We start from the raw sequence: 20,320 nt of genomic DNA on the forward strand, positions 1-20,320 counted from the left end.
CGCCCGGTGGTTCGTCGTGTCGTCCTCGCGTTGTGTGCAGTGCTCGCCGCCGTCGTCGCCCTTTCCGGCTGTGGTACCGGCAACGACGCGGTCTCCCAGGGCGATACGTTCCAGTTCGTCTCACCCGGCGGCAAGACCGTCATCACCTACGACCCGGACGGTCGTAAGCAGATCGCGGAGGTCTCCGGTGAGGATCTGCTGACCGGAAAGCGGTTGTCGCTCAACGATCCCCAGTTCGCGAACAAGGTCGTCGTGATCAACGTGTGGGGATCGTGGTGTGGTCCGTGCCGCGGTGAGGCCGCCGCACTCGAAGAGGTCTACGAGAAGTACAAGGCCGACGGTGTGGAGTTCCTGGGCATCAACCTGCGCGACGACCGGCAGTCGGCCCAGGACTTCGTGTCCGATCGCAAGGTCGGTTTCCCGTCGATCTACGACTTCCCGGGGGCCTCCCTGGCTGCGTTGACCACCCCGACGTCGGTGGTGCCGACGACGATCGTGCTGGACCGCCGACATCGTCCGGCTGCGGTGTTCCTCAAGTCGGTGACCGCCGACGAGCTCGGCGCCGTGGTGGCCCGGGTCGCCGCCGAGACACCGGAACCGAGCGCACCATGAGCGGGATCGGGCAGACCTTCGCCGACACCGTGTCCTCGGGGCCGCTGCTGCTGGCGCTCGGCGCGTGCGTGGTGGCGGGCCTCGTCTCCTTCGCGTCGCCGTGCGTGGTGCCGTTGGTGCCCGGGTACCTGTCGTATCTGGCCGGGCTGGTCGGCGCGGAGGCCCCGGCGGTCACCGTCGACGAGTCACCCAAGCGGGGTCGTTCGCGGGTCGCCGTCGCCGCCGCGCTGTTCGTCCTGGGCTTCACCGTCGTCTTTGTCGCGGCCACCGCCACCGTCCTCGGCATCACCTCGTCGTTCATCCTGAATCATCAACTGCTGCAACGCATCGGTGGTGTGGTCACCATCCTGATGGGCCTGGTGTTCCTGGGTCTGGTCCCGATGATGCAGCACGAGTTCCGGTTCGCCCCGCGCCAGATGTCCAACATCGTCGGCGCCCCGTTGCTCGGCGGTGTGTTCGCCCTCGGCTGGACCCCGTGCCTCGGTCCGACCCTCGCCGCGGTCATCGCCACCGCGTCGGGTACCGAGGGTGCCACGGCCGCCAAGGGGGTGCTGCTGATCGTCGCCTACTGTGCCGGTCTGGGCATCCCGTTCGTCATCCTCGCGTTCTCCTCGGCGTGGGCCCTGCGTAGCCTCGGTTGGCTGCGGAACCACGCCCGCCTGATCCAGGTGTTCGGCGGCATCATGCTGATCGCCGTCGGAATCGCCCTCATCACCGGACTGTGGGATCAGTTCATCGTGTGGGTGCGGGACGCCTTCATCACCGATCAGGAGCTCCCGGTATGACCCGTGCCGACGCCCCGGTCGCCGAACATCCGGCCGACCCCCATCCACCCCGCACACCGCACTGGGCCGTCCGCCGACTCTGGTGGCCGCTGCGCAACCTGTGGCGTTCGCTCACCTCGATGCGCACCGCACTGGTGCTGCTGTTCCTGCTCGCCCTCGCGGCCATCCCGGGCGCCCTGCTGCCCCAGCGCACGCTCAACGAGCAGAAGACGCTGACCTACATCGCCGACCACGGCTGGCTCGGCCAGTGGATGGACCGGCTGCAGCTGTTCGACGTGTTCTCCAGTTTCTGGTTCACCGCGATCTACGTGCTGCTGTTCATCTCGTTGGTGGGCTGCCTGACCCCGCGGATGATCGAGCATGCCAAGAGCCTGCGCGCCAAGCCGGTCGCCGCACCCCGCAACCTGGGCCGCTTGCCGCGGCACCTGACCACCACCGTCGACGGCGATCCCGAGGAGATCGCCGACCGCATCGCGGGCAACCTGCGCGGATGGCGTCGGCAGGTGGTGGTGCGCGAACCGTCCAAGGCCTACCCGGACGGCTGCGTCGAGGTGTCGGCGGAGAAGGGATACCTGCGCGAGTTCGGCAACCTGCTGTTCCACTTTGCGTTGCTGGCGCTGCTGATCGCGATCGCCGGCGGCAAGCTGTACGGCTACGAGGGCACCCGCAGCCTGGTCGCCGACGGCGAGCAGGGCCTGTGCAACACCTCGACCGCGGTGTACGACTCGTTCCGTGCCGGTGCCCTCGTCGACGGCACCGATCTCAACCCGTTCTGCGTCCGCATCGACGACTTCTCGGCGACCTTCCTGCCGAGCGGTCAGCCCGACATGTACGACGCCAAGGTGTCCTACGTCGAGGGCACCGGTACCGGGACCGACCCGGCGGACTGGGCGACGACCTCGATCAAGGTCAACGAGCCGCTCCGGATCGCCGGTGACCGCGTCTACGTGCTCGGCAACGGCTTCGCCCCGACCTTCAGCGTGACCTTCCCGAACGGGGCGAAGCGCACCCAGACCGCCTTGTTCATCCCGGACGAGTTGCAGACGATGCTGTCGTCGGGTGCGGCTCGCTTCGACACGCCGGCCGGCATGTACCCCGACGAGGATGTCCGTCGTAAGAACCAGATCGCGATCGAGGGCATCTTCGCGCCGGACGCGTTCTATCACGGCACCCTGCTGAGCTCGGCGTCACCGGTGCCCGACGACCCGCAGGTCGCGATCCGGATCTACAAGGGCGACACCGGCCTCGACACCGGGCTGCCGCAGAATGCGTATTCGCTCGACCAGCAGCTGATCAGCCAGGGCCGGTTGCAGCGGCAGGCGCAGGCCAACCTCGCGGTGGGTGCGAGCACCAAGCTGGCCGACGGCACGGTGGTGACCTTCGACGGGTACAAGCGCTGGGTGTCGGTGCAGGTCTCCCACGATCCGGCGCAGAACTGGGTGCTGATCAGCGCAGTGGTGATGCTCGTCGGACTGCTCGTGTCGCTGCTGGTGCGGCGCCGGCGGGTGTGGGCACGTCTGGTGCCCGAATCGGGGCAGTCGAACGCCGACGGAGAACGACGTACTGTAGTAGAGATTGCCGGGCTGGCCCGCACCGATCAGGCGGGCTGGGGTGAGGGCTTCGACGAGCAGGCCACGGCGCTGCTCGCGTCGGAGTGGACGTCCTCGGGACCGGCGAGCCGACTGCGCAGGCTGTAGTCCCGCGCGGCGCACACAGATGAGGTGACATCGATGGACAACGTGACGGTGCAGGTCGACGAGACGCTGGCACGCTACTCCGACCTGCTCTACGGCACCGCGATCACGGTGTACGTGCTCGCGATGCTCATGTTCTGGGCGGCGCTGGCCGGCGCTCGGACGCGTCGACTGGTCGCCAAGGAGGAGCTCGTCGCCGCGGGTGCGGCCGGCGGGTCCACCGTCGAGCGGGTGCCCGGCAGGATCGCCGACGACCCGCGCGCGACGCGGACCTTCTCCGACCGGCTCGCCGCGATGGCCTATCCGGTGGTGTTCGTCGGCCTGGCCGCGCATGTGGCCGCGATCGTCACCCGCGGGCTGGCCACCGAGCGGGCCCCCTGGGGCAACATGTACGAGTTCATCTCGCTGACCTGCGCCGCCTGTGTGGTGGCCGGTCTGGTGGCCCTGCGCAAGCCGGCCAACCGCGCGTTGATGTCGTTCGTGTTGCTGCCGGTCACCTTGCTGATGTTCATCGGTGGACGCTGGCTCTACACCCAGGCCGCCCCGGTGGTGCCCGCGCTGAAGTCGTACTGGCTGGCCATCCACGTCTCGATCATCTCGGTCTCGTCCGGTGTGCTGCTGGTCTCCGGTGTCGCGAGCCTGCTGTATCTGGCCAAGATGCAGTGGGGTGCCGCGGCCGAGGACAACGACCGCCCGGGCGGCGGCATCAAGGGCGGCGTGATCCGCCTGGTGGCCCACATCCCGTCCGCGGAGTCGCTGGACCGGCTGGCCTACAAGTGTGTGGTGTTCGGGTTCCCGCTGTTCGGTCTCGGCGTCATCTGCGGTGCGATCTGGGCCGAGGCGGCGTGGGGCCGGTTCTGGGGCTGGGACCCCAAGGAGACCGTGTCGTTCATCGCATGGGTGATCTACGCGGCGTACCTGCATGCGCGTGCCACTGCGGGCTGGCGCAACACCGCGGCCGCCTGGATCAACGTGGCCGGCTTCATCGCGCTGCTGTTCAACCTGTTCATCATCAATCTGGTGGTGTCCGGCCTGCACAGCTACGCCGGACTCTGATCTCCCGACCCGCCGGCGGCCCCGTCGATCGGTGGGGCTCAGGCCGCGCCGGTTCCGTTGTCGGAACGGTCGGCGGCGAGTTCCGCCTGGGTCTTGAGCACCTTGAGCAATCCGATCATCGCCTCGATGGTGTCCGGACAGAGCGACCCCAGGTCGACGTTGGCCAGTTGGCCCCGCGTCACCGCCAGGAGCTGCACGTAGTCCTGCTGCCGGCGGACGCGGTCGACGTCCTGTTCGGGATTGCTGAGGAAATAGGTGACGCTCACCTCGAAGGCGCGTGCGATGCCCTCGACGGTACGAAACGACGGCGTACGGGCCTTGCCCGTGCGCAGCTGTGAGATGTAGGCGTCGCTGACCGAATACCCGAGAGCATTGGCCCTGGCCGCGATGCGCTTGCCGGTGTAGGGCTGACCGTTCTGGTCACGGACCGTGTCGAACAGCCGACACAGCTTGTCCGAGAAACTGTGGCCGTCACCGCCACGTCCGTCGTCGCCGTCCACGCTTCCTCACTCGTCGCCCCCGGTTCACGAGTTACTGACGTTACCCGAGTGGAAGCCGGATGGGACAGCGGATCGGTGCATCGCACAACCGAATGCGGCACCGATGAACTGGGAATTCATGCGATCGAAGGAGGGTCGTGAGTCGAGGGGCCAGACCGGTCAGGCGTCGTCGGAGTCCGGCCCGGATTGTCCGGGGCGGTGGGTCTTACGGTCGAGATCCATCAGGAAATCGGGATCGTCGTCCGGGCCGACCGGCCCGCGATGGCGGGCCTCTGCGCGCTCGGTCACCTGCGGTCCGAATGTCCGCCACAGCAGGAACCCGATCGCGATGAGCCCGATCAGAGTGAACAACAGTGCCATGGCAACCTCCCGTCCGCAAGCTTACGTGAGTTGCGGACGGGCGGGCCGGCTGTGGTGGATCGGGGTGTCGGCGAATCGGTGGGGTGGCGGCGAATCGAGGTGGTGGTGGTGGACGTGTTCGTCAGGGAACGCGGCGATTCAGCAGTGCGACGACATCTTCTTCGCGGAAGCGGCGATGCCCGCCCGGGGTGCGGATGGAACCGAGGATTCCGGAGGTGGCCCAGCGAGCAACGGTCTTGGGGTTGACGTTGAACATCGCGGCCACCTGTCCAGGAGTCAGCGTGTGCTGGCTCGCGAGGCCCGGGGTGATGACGCCTGCGGTGTTCGGTTCGATGGCGGTCATGGGACTCCCTTGGTCGTGGTCGGAAACCGGACGCTTCCGACACGGTCGCGCAGTGCGCGCGTGCCACCATGAATACACGCAAATCGCCCAGGTACTCGAACATTCAGGGGGAGGTAAAGGGAGGGTAAAGAGGGCTGTGACCTGGGCAAAGCTCGGACCAGCGGCTTTTACCGACCCTTGGGAACCGCTGGTGCATCCCTTTTCCGATCCACGCCGTCACCCGGTGGGCGACGTCCCTCGTTCGGACGACATCGATGGCACAGGTTTACACCTGGCCGGTCGTGTCCGGACTCGTTGACATCGCCCTCGTCCGCGTCGAGTGGGCCCGGCCCGTCCACCGAGCCCGTCCACCGAGCCCGTCCACCGAGCCCGTCACCGGACGCCCGAGCCGCTCGATCGGGCGTCCGGTCCCGACCCGATTCCGGGGACGTACCCTGGAGGGCGTGAGTGAAGAGCAGAAAGAGCACGTCGGTGCGGGTGATCTCGCCCTGTCCATCGCGCTGTACACCGTCGCCCGTCTGGTTCTGGTCGTGGCGCTCGCCGCGATCATCTGGGGTGTCGGAAAACTCGCGGGTGTCGACGTGCCGCTGCTGGTGGCCGCGGTCTTCGGGGTGCTGATCGCCCTGCCGCTGGGCATGGTGGTGTTCAAGAAGCTCCGCGTGCGCGTCAACAACCAGATCGCCGTCGTCGACGGGCAGCGCCGTGCCCGCCATGAGGACCTCCAGTCGCGGCTGCGTGGCGGCAACTGAGCATGACCGGTGACGTACGGCCGGCCGGGGCACGGACCGTCGACATCGACCGCCGCCTCGATCGCACCTGGGCCGACAATGCGGTGCGGCTGATCGACGCCGACGCCCGCCGCAGCGCCGACACCCACCTGCTGCGCGTCGAGCTCCCCGAATGGTCCCGCTGGACCGCCGGGAACGGCCGGTCCACCGGCGTCGACCTCTACCTCAAGGACGAGAGCACCCACCCCACCGGCTCGCTCAAGCACCGGCTGGCGCGCTCACTGTTCCTCTACGCCATCTGCAACGGCTGGATCACCGAGGGCGCCCCGGTGATCGAGGCGTCCTCGGGCTCGACAGCGGTCAGCGAGGCGTACTTCGCGCGGCTGATCGGTGTCCCGTTCATCGCGGTGATGGCCGCGTCCACCTCGCCCGCCAAGACGGCACTGATCGAACGGCAGGGCGGTCGATGCCATCTCGTCGAGCGCGCCAACCAGGTGTACGACGAGGCGCTGCGGCTCGAGCGCGAGTTGGGCGGTCACTTCATCGACCAGTTCACGATGGCCGAGCGCGCCACCGACTGGCGCGGCAACAACAACATCGCCGAGTCGATCTTCGCGCAGATGACCGCCGAGGAGCATCCGATCCCCACCTGGATCGTGGTGGGTGCGGGTACCGGTGGCACGTCGGCCACCCTGGGCCGGTACCTGCGCTACCGACGTCATCCCACCTGGCTGGCCGTGGTCGACCCGGAGAACTCGGTGTTCCTCCCCGCCTATGCATCCGGCGACGGGTCGATCACCTCCGACGCCGGCTCGCGGATCGAGGGGATCGGTCGCCCGCGGGTCGAGCCGTCGTTCGTCTCGCAGGTGATCGACCGGATGATCGGCGTCCCCGACGCCGCCTCGATCGCCGCCACCCATGCGATCAGCGAGCGCCTCGGCCGCCGTGTCGGCGGCTCCACCGGCACCAACATGTGGGGTGCGTTGGCGCTGGTCGCCGAGATGGTCGCCGAACGCCGCGCCGGTAGCGTCGTCACGCTGCTGTGCGATTCCGGGGACCGCTATGCCACCACCTACTTCGACGACGCGTGGCTCGCCGCACAGGAACTCGACCTGAGTGGTCCCGCCGCGGTGCTCGAGGAGTTCTTCGCCACCGGGCGCTGGACCGACTGACCGCTGCTCGCCCGCCGGCGGTGCCGCTACGATCACTCCCGTGGCTGACGGGGAGCAGAATCTGGTCGAGGCGGTCGATCTGGTACGTGAGTACCGGCTGGGCGAGGAGCGGGTGCGTGCCCTCGACGGCCTCGACCTGAGTCTCGTGGGCGGTCGGTTCGTCTCGGTCGTCGGACCGTCGGGTGCGGGCAAGTCGACGCTGCTCCACCTGATGGGGGCCCTCGACACGCCGACATCGGGAAGCATCCGCGTCGCCGGTGTCGATCTCGGCTCGCTCGACGACGCCGCGGCGTCGGAGTTCCGGCGCACCACCGTCGGCTTCGTCTTCCAGTTCTTCAATCTCGTGCCCACCATGTCGGCGTGGGAGAACGTCGCCCTGCCGCGCCTGCTCGACAGCCAGTCGTTGCGCAAGGCCAAACCGCGCGCCATCGACCTGCTCGAGCGGGTCGGCCTCGGCGACCGGGTCGACCACCGGCCGTCGGAGTTGTCCGGTGGACAGATGCAGCGGGTGGCGATCGCGCGGTCGCTGATCATGGAACCGGCCATCCTGCTCGCCGATGAGCCCACCGGCAACCTCGACTCCACCACCGGCGCAGCGGTTCTCGAACTGCTCTCCGACGTCGCCCACGAGGGCGACGACCGCCTGGTGGTGATGGTGACCCACGACCCCAACGCCGCATCGGTCGCCGACCAGACCATCACGGTGCGGGACGGAAAGATCGCGTGAGGTCGCTGCCGGCCGGACTCGCCGCGGGTTTCGGCCGCGTCCGCCTGCTCAACCTGCGCGAGATCCGCACCCACCGACTGCGCCTGTTCACCTCGTTGATCGTGGTGATCGTGTCGTCGGCGCTGCTCGTCGCGGTGCTCGGGACCTACGGATCGCTGACGGCGTCGGTCCGGCAGTTCAACGCCGCGATCGCTGGTACCGCCGACCTCGAGGTCGCCGCGATCGCCGACTCCGGTGTGGAACAGGACCTCGTGGGGCAGATCCGTCGTGAGGTCCCCGACGTCGAGGCCGCGGTCCCGATGGTGCGCGGGTCGGTGACCATCGGTGACCGCACCATCCCGCTGCTGGGTTCGGACTATCAGGTGACGTCGTTGTCGGGGGAGGTCGCCGCAGCGGCCGAGGCCGGTGGCCCGTCGGTGTCCTTGGACGACCTGGCCGACGGGATCATCGCCGGACCGGGGACCGGACTCCGTGAGGGACAACAGGTCTCGATCGGCGACACCGAGGTTCGGGTGTTGCGGGTGGTTCCCGGGGGCTCCGCCGACGAACTCAACCAGGGCAACTACATCTTCGCCTATCTCGGCCTGGCGCAACGACTCACCGGCGTCGACGGCCGGGTGGACTCCATTCTTGTCGTCGCGCGGCCCGGGGCCGACGTGGCCACCGTACGTTCGGGGATCGAGCGGGTCGTCGACGGCCGGGCGGTGGTGGTGAACCCGGATTTCCGTGCCAAACAGGCCGAGGTGGCCAGTTCGGTCACCCGTGATGCCACGCTGCTGGTCTCGTTGGTGTCGCTGGTGATCGCCGCATTCCTGGTGTTCAACACCATGAACATGGCGGTCGCGTCGCGGCGGCAGTCGCTGGCGATGGTGCGCGCACTGGGCGCCCGCCGTGGTGATCTCGTCGGCGACATGCTCGGTGAGGCGGCGCTGTTCGGTCTCGTGGGCGGTCTGATCGGTGTCCCGCTGGGATGGGCGGCAGGACGCTGGGCCATCTCCACCGTGCCCGCCCTGAACCGCGACCAGGTGTCCATCGAGATCGGCTACCACCTGCCCGGATATGCGCCGGTGGTGGCCGTGGTGGCATGTGTGATCGCCTGTGTGGCGGCGACGAGTCTGGCTGCGCGGTCGGTGTTCTCGGTGTCGCCGGTCGAGGCGATGTCGCAGGGCGAGGTCGCCGCCGACGCCTCGTCCCGGCGCGGCCCGCTGGTGTGGGTGTCTGCGATCGCCGGGGTCGTCGGCCTGATCGGATCGTGGGTGATCGTGGCGACGGTGCCCGACCGTCCCGCGATCCTGGCCGGCGCGGTCTACGCGATCGGTGCGCTCCTGGTGTGTTTCGCGCTGACCAAGCCGCTCGTCGGGATGGTGGTGCGGCTGGCCAAGATCTTCGGTGGTCCCGGCCGGCTCGCATCGGTCAACACCGAACGCGCGCCGCGCCGCGCCTGGGCCACCCTGATGACCGTCGCGGTGGCGATCGCGGTCGGCATCGGAACATCGGGTGCGCTGGACAATCTCGTCGGATCGATCTCGAAATCCCTGGATGGACTGGGTGATCCGGACTTCTATGTCTCCGCCACCGGCAAGGAGCAGGTACCGCTCGGGCCCGTCCTCCCGGACCGGATCGCCGGCGAGGTCCGTGCGGTTCCCGGTGTCGCCGAGGTGATTCCGGGACAGTGGGCGTCGGTGAACATCGGTGACGCGCGGGTGCTGATGCAGGGCCTGGTGCCCGGCTCCAAGGCGCCGTTCATGCGCAAGGCGAGTACCGAGGCGGTGCAACAGGTGCTGGCCGGGGACGGAATCCTGCTCTCCAATGTGCTGGCCCGTACTCTCGACGCCCACGTCGGTTCCACCCTGCGACTGGCCACCCCGACGGGCTACCACGACGTCGTGGTCCGCGACACCGTCGACTACGTCTCCATCGACTCCGGTACCGCAGCGATGTCGAGCACGCTGCTCGGGCAGTGGTTCGACCGGCCCGGTGCCACGTACCTCCAGGTGATGACCACCGCCGACGCCGACACGGCGCAGGTGCGTGCCGCGCTGGTGGAGATCGCCGCCGCCCATCCGTCCACCGGTGGGGTGGTGCCGCAGGTCTACAGCGGTGCCGAGGCCCTGGCCGCCACCAAGATGGAGGCCGAGGCATCCGGTTCGTTCACCGTGGCGATCCAGTGGATCGTGTCGGTCGCCGCGGCCATCGCCCTGCTCAACACGTTGTTGCTGTCGGTGATCGAACGACGGCGCGAACTCGGCGTGCTGCGCGCGATGGGCGCCTCGCGTCGGTTCCTGTCGCGGATGGTGCTCGCCGAGGCGGGCGCGGTGGCCGTGGTCGGCGCCGTGATAGGCCTCGTCATGGGTGTGGTGTTGCACGTGCTCTCCGACGAGATACTCAGTGCCACAACATCATTGGACATCGCCTACTCGCCGCGTCCGATCACCGTGGTCTATGTGGGGGTATCGGTGGTGCTGTGCCTGGTCGGTGCGCTCGTCCCGGCTCGCCGCGCCGCCCGCCTCAACATCTCCGAGTCGATCGCCTCGGAGTAGCCGGCCCGTCAACAGCCGGTCGGCTCTCAACGGTGGCAGCGGTGGTTGAGCCGATGAGGAGGGTCGGTAGGTGCCTCGGAGGTGGGTGGTCGCCTCGATCATCGATGGCTGGTGGGTGGTCGAGCCGATGGGGAGCGTCGGGGTCGGGGGCTGGAGTACCGAGTGGTAACGGTGGTTGAGCGGATGAGGAGCGTAGCGACGAGGCGTGTCGAAACCTCGGCGGCCGAGCTCGAGAAGTGACCACCTCCGGCGTCGGGGCTCGCACGGCGACCCCCGACTCCACTACTCGTCAATAATTCTTGACAAAGCAAGATCGTCAACATAACCTGACACCATGCACGACGACGAGACCACCAGATCCCCGGAGGCAACCGACCTGGCCGGAGCCGCCGCGAGCGCAGACCCCGCACAGGGGCTGGCCGCGGTCCGAGCGCTTCGCACCCTGGCCGATCGCCTCGAGGACGTGCAGGTGGCCAATGCCCGAAACCAGGGCTGGAGTTGGCAGGCGATCGCAGATGTCCTGCAGATCAGCCGCCAGGCCGTGCATCAGAAGCACTCACCACCACAGACCCGCTGAGGGTTTGAAACCTCAAGGAGAACAACAATGTTCGGACACTTCAATCGAGACGACAAGGCGACGATGGGTTTTGCGATCGCCGAGGCACGCGAGCTGGGGCATCGGGAGGTCGGCAACGACCACCTGATCCTGGGCATGTTGGGCAATGCGCGGACGCCGCTGTTCGCAGTGCTCACCGAGCTCGGTCTCACCCTGGCCGACGCCCGTGAGGCGTCGCGCGCCCACCACGGCGAGCACGACGCCGATGCGGCGGAAGCCGCCGAGCAGAGCGCCGCCGACCGCTATGAGGAGGACCGGGAGGCACTGCGCTCCATCGGGATCGACCTCGACAAGGTTCGCGAGGCCGTCCGTGACCGATTCGGTGACGACCTCGCCGACGGGTGGGCCGACCGGATGCGACGCGGACGTGGACGCGGCCGTGGTCGTGGTCACGGCGGCCCCCACGGCCGGCGTGGCGGATGCGGACCGGACTTCGGTGCCGGTGCGGACTTCGGTCCCGGATTCGCGCGCGGCCCACAGGGCTTCGGGCCGGCAGGCTTCGGTCCGGAGGGCCTTGGCCCGGAAGGCTTCGGCCGAGAGGGATTCGAGGGTCCCTTCGCCGGTGGCCGTGGGCGCCGTGGACCCCGCGGACGCGGCATGCGCCCCCGCTTCGCCGTCGAATCCCGTCAGGCGCTCGAGGCCGCCGTCCGGATCGCCCGAGAGCGCGGCGACAGCCGCCTGCGCATCGAATACCTGCTGCTGGGCATCATTGAGGCCGGCGACGCCGCATCGATCGCCGTGATCGAGTCGGCGACCACGGCCGACGATCTCAAGGCCGCGGTCCTGGCGAGCCTGCCGGAGGCTCCCGCCGGGGTGTGATCCGGCCGACGCTGCCGTACTGACCCGCTGAACACGCACGGTACGGTGGTCTGCGACCGCAACGCAGACCGGACAGGGGTGGACACCGTCGATGAGTCGTTCCGCATTCCGAGCTCACCCACTGGTCGTGCGGCACGCACAGGTCCGCCGAGTCGAGGACATCACACCCCGCATGCGACGCATCACCGTCGGTGGTGCGGAACTCGGAGCGTTCGTCCGTGACGGCATGTCCTTCCCGGCGTTCGCGCCGTCGGCCTTCGACGACCACGTCAAGCTGATCTTCGCCCCCGGTGGCGACATCGCCGACGCGCTGCCCCGACAGAACGCCAACGGCATCGACTGGCTTCCGTCGGAGCATCGCGTCACCCGTGACTACACTCCACATCATGTCGACGCCGACACCCTCGAGGTGCAGTTCGACTTCGTCGTCCACACCGACGGTGGGGTCGCCGACGGGCCCGCCGAAGACTGGGCACGCGCCGCTGTGCCGGGCAGCGATCTGTGGTTCGTCGGACCCAAGGCCTCCCTGGTCCTGCCCGAGGACGTCGCGGAGCTGATCCTGATCGGCGACGAGACCGCACTGCCGGCGATCACCCGGTTCTTCGACGAGCGTCCCCTCGACATCCCGGTGCACGCCCTGATCGCCGTCGCCACCGACGCGGCGATCCAGCAGATCGCAACCCGCCCCGGCGACTCGGCCGACTTCGTCGTGGCCCCACCGGGGGACGCCGAGGCGCTGCTCGCCGCGACGCAGAAGCTGACGCCGGGGGAGGGGCCCACCTTCGTGTGGGCGGCCGCCGAGAGTCGTGCCCTGCTCCCGATTCGTCGGCATGTCAAGCGTGAGTGGTCAATCCCCAAGTCGCACATGGCGATCACTGGCTATTGGCATGTGCGCGACGAGCACGACGCCGCCGACGACGCCATCGAGGTGGCGGCGGGTCCGGCCGCCACCCCGATCACCTCGCCGGTGCCGTGGCTGGCCACCCGCGCCGCACTGGAGCTGGGTCTGCTCACCGAGGTCGCGCTCGAGCCGGCCTCGCGCAACGCTCTGGAGCGTCGCGCGAATGCCACTGCCGGACAACTCGACCCGTTGCTGGCCATCCTGGTCGACTGCGACATCCTGCGCGTCGACGGCGATCACTACCGTGCCGGCACGGTGGGCGACGCACTCCTCGACGACGAGCACGCCCAGGAGGAGTACGTCGGTCTCTATGCTGATCAGGTTGTGGCCCTGGGAGATCTGGCAACCGGACTCGCGGCCGGCAGCAGCGGCTGGGTCTCGCGGACCGGGAACACCCTGCGCGACACCGTCACGGCGTCGTCGTCGGAGTACGCCGAACTCGTCGACGAGGCGGAGGGACTGCGGTTCCTGATGCCGGCGCTCTCCCGGCTCCCGGTCTGGGCGGACCGATCCCGTATCGCGCTCGGCGGTCCGTCGGCGCTGGTCGTCGCCGATGGTCTGCGGGGCGCCGACATCGCCGCCGAACTGGTGGTCGTCGAAGAGCCCGAACCGCTGCGTGCGCTGCGAGACGGCTGGGATTCCGGCGACCTCGGCTTCGCCGACACCTGGCCCGCCGACACCCCGATCCTGCTCGCGTCGGCGCTCGAACACCGCACGGACGCAGAGGTTCTCGCACATCTCGGCGATCTACACTCGGTCACCGACACCGTCTACGTGATGGAGTCCACCGAACTCGACGGCCTCAACGCACGCGCCGCCGAACAGGCACTGGTCACGCTGGGCGCCATCGGTGTCCCGCCGCGTACCCTGGCCGACCTCACCCGACTCGTCGGGCAGGCCGGGTGGTCGGTCGCGTCGACGTCGCCCCTCGGCTGGGGCGTCGAGTGCCTGGAACTCGTTCCCGCGCAGCGTTACTGACCTGCGTTGTCGGTATGCGGAGATCGGTCCGGCCGCATTCCCGACAGCACACCGTCGATCTGTGCGGACACGGCATCGCGCACGCTGTAGCCCCGGGCGAACTCGGGTAGCCGGTCGATCAGCGCGGCCACGGTCGGGACGGCGGTGAGTTTCTCGGGGTCGATGGTCTCGTGCCATGATCGAACCCCGGGCGGGCGCCGTCGTATGCTGTCCTGGAACTGCAGCTCGGACGCCACGATGTAGAACACCGAGCGCCACGCCGACATCGCCGACGACGGATCCAGGCCCAGTTCGAGGGCGGCCTCCACGAAGCTGTCGGCCACCACCAGCGCCGAGGCGCCCACCGTGGTGCCCTCCCGCAGGATCGGCACGATCCACGAGATCCTCGACAACTCGTCGTACATGTCCATCGCTGCGTTGATCATCCGTTCGCGCGGAGGGCCGGTCGGTCGTGTCCACGGGATGCGGGCGGCGACCTCGTCGAGCACCAGCTGCAGGAGCGCGGCCTTGTTGTCGACGTAGTGGTAGAGCGTCATCGGTTTGGAGCCGAGCGCTGTGGCGAGTCGCCGCATGCTCAGCTTGTCGACACCCTCGGCGCCGATGATGCGGATCGCGGCGTCGACGATCTCCTCGCGACTCAGTGAGGGCACCGGCGGCATGGCGATCATTCTGCCCGGGTATCGACATCCAGGATGGATAAGCCTACCCTAAGGTACTTGTACGAAAACGTCGATGTACGTGATGGGAGCGCCGTGATCCAGCCACCTACCGGAAGTCGCCCGGTCCACTATCGGAGCCTGTTCGCGACGATCTTCACGTTGCAGTTCCTGGTGGCCCTGGACATGTCGCTGGTGAACATCGCGCTCCCCGAGATCCGCACCGAACTGGGATTCAGCGCATCCGGTCTGCAATGGGTGGTCAACGGCTATCTGCTGACCTTCGCCGGCTTCATGCTGCTCGGCGGTCGCCTCGGCGATCTGTGGGGCCGCCGCGTCGTCGTGCTCGCCGGACTCGCGATCTTCGGGGTCGCCAGTACCGTCGGCGGACTGGCGACCGGTCCCGGCCTGCTGGTGGCCGCCCGTGCGGTGCAGGGTGTCGCCGGCGCCCTGCTCGCCCCGGCGGCCCTGGCGCTGGCCTCCACAGTCGACGACGCCGCGAAGCGAAAGGCGGCGATGGCGCTCTGGGGCGGCGCGGGTGCAGGCGGTGGTGCGGTCGGGGTGGTGCTCAGTGGTGTTCTCACCGAATGGTTCTCGTGGCGTGCGGTGCTGTTCGTCAACGTGCCGATCGTGGTGGCCGCACTGATCGCCGCCGCATGGGGCGTCCCGTCCGGCCGGCGACGCGCCGTCGGCCACCTCGACGTCCCCGGAGCGTTTCTGGTGACCACGGCGGTCGGGGCGCTGGTCTACGCCGTGACCACTGGCGGCGACCACGGCTGGGATCAGACGGCGACGATCGTCGCCGTCATCGTTGCGGTGCTGGGGGTGATCGCCTTTGCCCTCGTCGAACGGTCCACCGCGCACCCGCTCATGCCCCTGCGGATCCTGACCGCCCGAAGCGTACTGGGCGCCAACATCTTCGGTTTCATGCTCGCCGCCGGACAACTGGCGGCATTCTTCTTCGCGTCGCTGTACGTGCAGACCGTCTGGGATGTCGAGTCCGACGTCGCCGGACTGCTGTTCCTACCGTTCTGCGTCGGGGTGGTGATCGGTATCGCCCTGTCGGGCAGGCTCGCCGCGACCATCGGGGCACGCAACGGCATCGGTGTGCTCGGTCTGGTCGGTGCGGTGGGCATGGTGCTGTTCGCGCGGATGCCCGGCGAGTTCGACTTCTGGGCACTGCTGGTGTCGTCGCTGGTCGCGTCCATCGGGATCGGCGGCTCGATGGTGCTCATCGGCACCGTCGGGACCGCCGGTGCCGCACCCACGGAGGCGGGTCTGGTCTCGGGAATCCTCAACAGCTCACGGCAACTCGGCGGCACCATCGGGCTGGCCGTCCTGGTCACCATCGCCACCCACCAGGCGATGCCGATCGATGGCTATCGGATCGGGTTCGCCTTCGGTGCAGTCTTTCTCGCCGTCGGTGCGGTGGCCGCCTGGGCGATCCTGCCGGGCCGGGTCGCCGACGCGAAGGTGGTGGCGGCAACGCCCGGGTGAGGACCGGACCGGGACCATCGGACCGGGAAGTCCCCGGATCAGCCGACGACCAACGCCACCGCGGTCAGCACCGACCACGCGAGCATGGCCATCCCGGTGCCACCGATCGACGGGATCAGTGCGCGTCCGGTGGCGCCGGTGGCCACCGGACGACCCGCGATCACGAAGAGCGGTGACGCGAGCAGCCCGATCAGGGCCCACGGGGTGGCGGCCACCAGCGCCAGGCTCATCACCAGCGGCAGCGCCAGCAACGTCAGATACAGCACCCGTGTGGGGCGTTCACCGATCCGCACCGCCAGGGTGATCTTGCCCGACTCGGCGTCGGTCGGGATGTCGCGCAGGTTGTTCACCACCAGCACCGACGTCGAGATCGCCCCGACGCCGACGGCGCAGGCCACACCCGCCCAGTCGATCCGGCCGGCGGTGACGTACTGGGTGCCCAGCACCGCGACCAGACCGAAGAACACGAACACTGCGATCTCGCCGAGCCCGATGTAGCCGTAGGGTTTCGGGCCGCCGGTGTAGAACCAGGCGCCGGCGATGCAGATCGCCCCGACCACCACCAGCCACCATGCCGTGGTCACCGCGAGGGCCAGGCCACACACGGCACCGAATCCGAAGCAGACGAACGCCGCGGTCTTGACCGCCCTGGGTTCGGCCACCCCCGAACCCACCAGACGCATGGGGCCCACGCGGTCGTCGTCGGTGCCGCGGATGCCGTCGGAGTAGTCGTTGGCGAGGTTGGCGCCGATGATGAACGCGACTGCCACCAGCAGTGCGAGTACCGCCTTCCACCACACCACGTCGCCGACGTGGACCGCCGCACCGACGCCGGCGATCACCGGGGAGATCGCGTTGGGGAGGGTGCGCGGACGGGCGCCGGAGATCCACTGTTTTGCGGTTGCCACGTCACTGATCGTGCCACGCGGCGATCGGCTCATCGCCGGATGCCCTCCGGACTCATCCACCGTCCGGCGCGGTCTCTGCGGGGGCGACCGGGGTGATCTCGGGCTGTGTCGGTTCCGGGGTCGGTATGCCGCCGAAGGCACCGGGACTCACCGGGGGCACGGTGGGGATCGTCGGCTGTTCGCTCGACGGGGTGCCGGGGGTGCTCGGTGCGGTCGGGGAACTGGTCGTCGTCGCCGATTCCGTCGTCGTGGAGGTGGCGGGCGCCTCGTTGTCCGCGGTCGACGACGTGGCGGGGGTCGGGGAGACCGCCGTGGTCGCGGGAGTGTCGGTGGCCGATGGTTTCGGGGTCTCGGCGCTGGGCGGTATCGACGTCTTCGGGGAGGCCTCGGGAACCGCCGCGGCCACGCTCGGTTCCACCGTCGTGATCGCACGTGACTCCAGGACGGCCTGGGCCTGCGGGTGGATGCTGCGGGCGCTGACCCGCACCGAGGGATCGGTGGCGACCACCGCGGCCAGCGCCGCCTCCAGCAGGCTGCCCATGGCCTCCGGCGTCATCGGGAGTGTCGGGCCCTGACCGGTGGGATCATCCCAGATCTCGTAGGCGCTGACCTTGCCCTTGTATCGGCCGGCCAATCGCTTCGCGAAGACGGTGAACCGTTCGGCCACACCCACCGGATCGGCGCTGCCGGTCCACAGGGAGGTCAGCGAGATGACGACGGCGACGTCCATGCCGTGTGCGCGGGCCTCCTCGATCACCGTGTCGAGGGTCTCCCACGCCGCGGTGTCGGAGTCTCCTTGCTGCAGGAAGGACCACGGTGCGCCGATGCGGATCGCGCGGACCCCCAGCCGATACAGGTCGTCGATGGTGATGACGAGCTCGTCGTGGCTCATCCGGTAGACCTGCGCATCGCCGACGCCGAGTTCGGTGGGGTCGCCGGTCACCGCGGCGAGCGCTGTGACCAGAGACGATGGGGGAGTCTCCGGGGCCGGAGCGGGGAACGGGGCGGTGGTCACCCCGATCATCGTGCCGCCGATCGCCAGGGCCGTCGCACCGATCGCCACACGCCGTACCGCGCGTGTTCGGATCGGGTGCATAGGATTTCCTCGACGTATTCACGGCTGTTTCTCAGGAATTGTCTCAGGAAACATTGTGCCGTGCCCGCAGCCGATGTGGAAGCAGTCCGGTGTCCGTCGAGCGATCCAAATTCCGGCGTCGGAGAACCGGGTCAGGCCGGGGTGAGGCCGAATGCCGCCAGCACGGCCTTGGTCCAGAGTTCCTGGCCGGCCGCGTTGGGGTTGACGTCGTCGCTCATCAGCTGGGCGCGGGCCGCCGGATCGGTCGGGAACGCCGAGTACACGTCGATCACCTGGACGCCCTCGGCATCCATGGCCGCCGCGAATCCCGACATCTGCTCGGCATCGGACCCGTCGCGGCGCGGGTTCTGCTTGATCGCCGCGATCGCCGCCTGCGGGTACTTCTTCTGCAAGTCGGTGATCAGCGGCTGGATCTGTGGGGCGAGCGGTTTGGTGGTGTCCTCGGTCAGCCCGAAGTCCAGCAGGATGATGCTGGGTGTGACGTCCTTGCCGATCATCGCGTCGAGGTGTTCGCGAGCGTATGCGGCGTCCACGCCGGTCGCGCTGCCGTTCCAGAACCCGATCGGACCGTTGGGGCCGGTGCCCAGCGGCACGGGCTTGCCGTAGCCGTTGGTCTCGGTGTTCCAGTAGGCGGTGGCGACCGGGCGCTGCAGTGTGGTGCTGATCGCGCGGCCCAGGGCCGGTGCCCACCCCGTGGTGGATGCGCCGGTGGAGTCACCGAGCAGGACGATCGTCCGCGGTTCGGCCGGGTTGGCCTTGGCCGAGTCCATGAATTCGACGGTGGCGGGTGTGCCGGGGGTGGATGCGGATGTCGTTCCCGCCGGGGCGGTCGTGGTCGCCGCCGAGGTCGGGGCGCTTCGGTTGCCCGAGATCACCAATCCGACGATGATGACGACGATGCAGACCGCCATCACGATCCAGGCCCATACCGGAGCCGACGCCGCGACGCGCTTCACCAAGCTCTTCATTGCTGTGAAGATTCTCCTCAATACCCACTGACCGGGGGTCGCCCTGGCCAATCATGTTGCGTAGACCATAACCGGCATCGGTGCGGACCGCGCGACAGGCCTCGCCAACGGAGTTGATCAATTGCTCGAATTCTGTTGCGGCTCAACAGTCACCACCGCCGGATCGTCCGGCGAATCGTGCATGGATCCAATCTCCGAGCAGCGCACCGGGATTCACGGTGTGACCTTGGCCTTCGAGGCGGACCCGCCGCACGGTGTCGCCGTGGGCGCATCCCTTGCCGAGCATCACCTCCATCACGTCGACGGGGATGATGTCGTCGACGCTGCCGTACAACGCGAGGATCGGGACATCGGTGCCGGTCTGCGGCAACGACTGTCGTGCGATCGCGGCACGCAATGCCTGCGTCGCGGCCGGCGAGTCGGCGCGGAAGGTCGCGGCGTCGGCCGACCGCACCTGGGCGGCGACGGCGTCTCGGTCACCGGAACACGAGGTCAGGGTGGCGAGGCGACCGGCAGCGGGACCGTGCAGGTGATCGTCGGGGTCGATCGACGGATCGGCTTGTGCGATACCGCCGACCAGGATCGGATAGAGCCACCGTTGCCCGGCGGTCAGGGTGCCGTCCTGGGCGCGGTCCACCAGGTAACCGGCGTCGAGCAGGGGCGCCGATGCCACCGCGCCCCGCAGATTCCCGATGCCGTAGGCCGCCTGGGTCTCCGCGGTGGCCCATGCCGCGTTCCCGCCCTGCGATGCGCCGTACACCACCCAGTTCGGGCCGATCGTCGGTTCGATCGCGCGGGCCGCGCGCACCGCGTCGACCACGTTGTGGGCGGCCGTACGAGGTTCGAGGTAGGGGTGCGCGGCGGTGCGGGTGCGCAGGCCCAGGCCCTGGTAATCGGTGGTGACCACGGCATATCCCGACCCCACGAATGATGCGACGACGCCGATGTCGCCGAACATCTCCGTGTTGTCCGACGGCGCGCAATCGCGGCTGATCCCGGTGGTGCCGTGCGCGTAGGCGATCAGCGGCCAGCCGCCCGCCGGACGATCGCCACCGGGGACGAACACCGCGCCGCTGACCGTCGTCGCGCTGCCGTCCACACCGGACGTCGAGCGGTAGACGATGCGGGTGGCGCGGGTTCGCGCCGGGGTGACCGACGCCCAGGAATCGAGGCCGGGGCTCGACGACACCACTTCACCCCGGGTGGCGAGAATCGTCTGGCCGATCGACGGCGCGGAGGTCGGCAACTCGCCATTCTCCGCTGCGGAATGTGATGCAGAACACGCCGCGAGAACGGCGCCGACGGACACCATCACGCCGATGTGTCGGGCTTTCCGCAGCACATGCACGTGACGACGTTAGCGG

The 20,320-nt window shown here is 68.8% G+C and carries 21 protein-coding genes; 13 read left to right on the plus strand and 8 right to left on the minus strand.

All coding sequences use genetic code 11. From position 1 onward, the window contains the following. The first annotated feature begins 6 nt into the window (after positions 1-6). The 4 genes from ACWDUA_RS06125 to ccsB are packed head-to-tail and all read left to right on the plus strand — an operon-like array spanning position 7 to position 4,147. Complete coding sequence (locus ACWDUA_RS06125) at positions 7-612, plus strand: TlpA family protein disulfide reductase (protein WP_449750122.1); 606 nt, start codon at positions 7-9, stop codon at positions 610-612. Then, on the plus strand, positions 609-1,397 hold the full coding sequence (locus tag ACWDUA_RS06130; RefSeq protein ID WP_449750123.1) for a cytochrome c biogenesis CcdA family protein: 789 nt from the start codon (positions 609-611) through the stop codon (positions 1,395-1,397). The genes ACWDUA_RS06125 and ACWDUA_RS06130 overlap by 4 nt, the downstream gene beginning before the upstream one ends. Continuing rightward, positions 1,394-3,094 carry a cytochrome c biogenesis protein ResB gene (resB, locus tag ACWDUA_RS06135; protein WP_449750124.1) on the plus strand — a complete coding sequence of 567 codons (1,701 nt, stop codon included), beginning with the start codon at positions 1,394-1,396 and terminating at the stop codon, positions 3,092-3,094. Before ACWDUA_RS06130 ends, resB begins: the two co-directional genes overlap by 4 nt. A gap of 33 nt (positions 3,095-3,127) precedes the next feature. Beyond that, positions 3,128-4,147, plus strand: a complete 1,020-nt coding sequence (gene ccsB, locus ACWDUA_RS06140) for a c-type cytochrome biogenesis protein CcsB (RefSeq protein ID WP_449750125.1) — start codon at positions 3,128-3,130, stop codon at positions 4,145-4,147. A gap of 38 nt (positions 4,148-4,185) precedes the next feature. On the opposite strand, the gene ACWDUA_RS06145 is transcribed toward ccsB, so the two are convergent. From ACWDUA_RS06145 to ACWDUA_RS06155, 3 genes are all read right to left on the minus strand, one after another. Further along, positions 4,186-4,647, minus strand: a complete 462-nt coding sequence (locus ACWDUA_RS06145) for a helix-turn-helix domain-containing protein (RefSeq protein ID WP_449750126.1) — start codon at positions 4,645-4,647, stop codon at positions 4,186-4,188. A 159-nt stretch (positions 4,648-4,806) separates the two neighbouring features. Next, positions 4,807-5,007, minus strand: coding sequence for a hypothetical protein (locus ACWDUA_RS06150; protein WP_449750127.1), 201 nt, complete (start codon positions 5,005-5,007; stop codon positions 4,807-4,809). Positions 5,008-5,128: 121 nt separating this feature from the next. Then, on the minus strand, positions 5,129-5,350 hold the full coding sequence (locus ACWDUA_RS06155; RefSeq protein WP_020791036.1) for a BldC family transcriptional regulator: 222 nt from the start codon (positions 5,348-5,350) through the stop codon (positions 5,129-5,131). Positions 5,351-5,784: 434 nt separating this feature from the next. Between ACWDUA_RS06155 and ACWDUA_RS06160 the strand changes: the two genes are divergently transcribed. From ACWDUA_RS06160 to ACWDUA_RS06190, 7 genes are all read left to right on the plus strand, one after another. Next, positions 5,785-6,099 carry a DUF4229 domain-containing protein gene (locus ACWDUA_RS06160; protein ID WP_449750332.1) on the plus strand — a complete coding sequence of 105 codons (315 nt, stop codon included), beginning with the start codon at positions 5,785-5,787 and terminating at the stop codon, positions 6,097-6,099. Positions 6,100-6,101: 2 nt separating this feature from the next. Then, a complete protein-coding gene (locus ACWDUA_RS06165; RefSeq protein ID WP_449750128.1) occupies positions 6,102-7,250 on the plus strand; it encodes a PLP-dependent cysteine synthase family protein in 1,149 nt (382 codons plus the stop codon). A 40-nt stretch (positions 7,251-7,290) separates the two neighbouring features. Then, positions 7,291-7,977: an ABC transporter ATP-binding protein gene (locus ACWDUA_RS06170; RefSeq protein WP_449750129.1), complete on the plus strand. Its 687-nt coding sequence runs from the start codon at positions 7,291-7,293 to the stop codon at positions 7,975-7,977. A gap of 5 nt (positions 7,978-7,982) precedes the next feature. Further along, positions 7,983-10,517: an FtsX-like permease family protein gene (locus ACWDUA_RS06175; RefSeq protein ID WP_449750333.1), complete on the plus strand. Its 2,535-nt coding sequence runs from the start codon at positions 7,983-7,985 to the stop codon at positions 10,515-10,517. Positions 10,518-10,851: 334 nt separating this feature from the next. Then, on the plus strand, positions 10,852-11,094 hold the full coding sequence (locus ACWDUA_RS06180) for a helix-turn-helix domain-containing protein (RefSeq protein ID WP_449750130.1): 243 nt from the start codon (positions 10,852-10,854) through the stop codon (positions 11,092-11,094). Between the two features lie 27 nt (positions 11,095-11,121). Continuing rightward, positions 11,122-11,952 (plus strand): Clp protease N-terminal domain-containing protein, encoded by an 831-nt coding sequence (locus tag ACWDUA_RS06185; protein WP_449750131.1) that lies wholly within the window; start codon positions 11,122-11,124, stop codon positions 11,950-11,952. A 91-nt stretch (positions 11,953-12,043) separates the two neighbouring features. Beyond that, positions 12,044-13,831: a siderophore-interacting protein gene (locus ACWDUA_RS06190; protein WP_449750132.1), complete on the plus strand. Its 1,788-nt coding sequence runs from the start codon at positions 12,044-12,046 to the stop codon at positions 13,829-13,831. Here the strand turns inward: ACWDUA_RS06190 and ACWDUA_RS06195 are convergent. Then, the gene (locus tag ACWDUA_RS06195; protein ID WP_449750334.1) at positions 13,825-14,490 is read right to left on the minus strand and encodes a TetR/AcrR family transcriptional regulator; all 666 of its coding nucleotides are present in this window, start codon (positions 14,488-14,490) and stop codon (positions 13,825-13,827) included. The two genes, ACWDUA_RS06190 and ACWDUA_RS06195, sit on opposite strands and share 7 nt — an antisense overlap. Positions 14,491-14,583: 93 nt before the next feature. On the opposite strand from ACWDUA_RS06195, the gene ACWDUA_RS06200 reads away from it, so the two are divergent. After that, a complete protein-coding gene (locus ACWDUA_RS06200; RefSeq protein ID WP_449750133.1) occupies positions 14,584-15,984 on the plus strand; it encodes an MFS transporter in 1,401 nt (466 codons plus the stop codon). Positions 15,985-16,022: 38 nt separating this feature from the next. Here the strand turns inward: ACWDUA_RS06200 and ACWDUA_RS06205 are convergent, their stop codons facing one another. The 3 genes from ACWDUA_RS06205 to ACWDUA_RS06215 form a co-directional block, all read right to left on the minus strand. Beyond that, positions 16,023-16,892 (minus strand): 1,4-dihydroxy-2-naphthoate polyprenyltransferase, encoded by an 870-nt coding sequence (locus ACWDUA_RS06205; RefSeq protein WP_449750134.1) that lies wholly within the window; start codon positions 16,890-16,892, stop codon positions 16,023-16,025. 52 nt (positions 16,893-16,944) lie between these two features. Continuing rightward, the gene (locus ACWDUA_RS06210; protein ID WP_449750135.1) at positions 16,945-17,988 is read right to left on the minus strand and encodes a hypothetical protein; all 1,044 of its coding nucleotides are present in this window, start codon (positions 17,986-17,988) and stop codon (positions 16,945-16,947) included. A 131-nt stretch (positions 17,989-18,119) separates the two neighbouring features. After that, a complete protein-coding gene (locus ACWDUA_RS06215) occupies positions 18,120-18,863 on the minus strand; it encodes an SGNH/GDSL hydrolase family protein (RefSeq protein ID WP_449750335.1) in 744 nt (247 codons plus the stop codon). Here ACWDUA_RS06215 and ACWDUA_RS06220 point away from each other — a divergent pair. Then, complete coding sequence (locus ACWDUA_RS06220) at positions 18,757-18,987, plus strand: hypothetical protein (RefSeq protein WP_449750343.1); 231 nt, start codon at positions 18,757-18,759, stop codon at positions 18,985-18,987. The genes ACWDUA_RS06215 and ACWDUA_RS06220 overlap by 107 nt on opposite strands. A gap of 111 nt (positions 18,988-19,098) precedes the next feature. On the opposite strand, the gene ACWDUA_RS06225 is transcribed toward ACWDUA_RS06220, so the two are convergent. Continuing rightward, positions 19,099-20,304, minus strand: coding sequence for a lipase family protein (locus tag ACWDUA_RS06225; RefSeq protein WP_449750136.1), 1,206 nt, complete (start codon positions 20,302-20,304; stop codon positions 19,099-19,101). Positions 20,305-20,320 lie beyond the last annotated feature (16 nt).

Source organism: Gordonia sp. NPDC003376, from assembly GCF_053589235.1.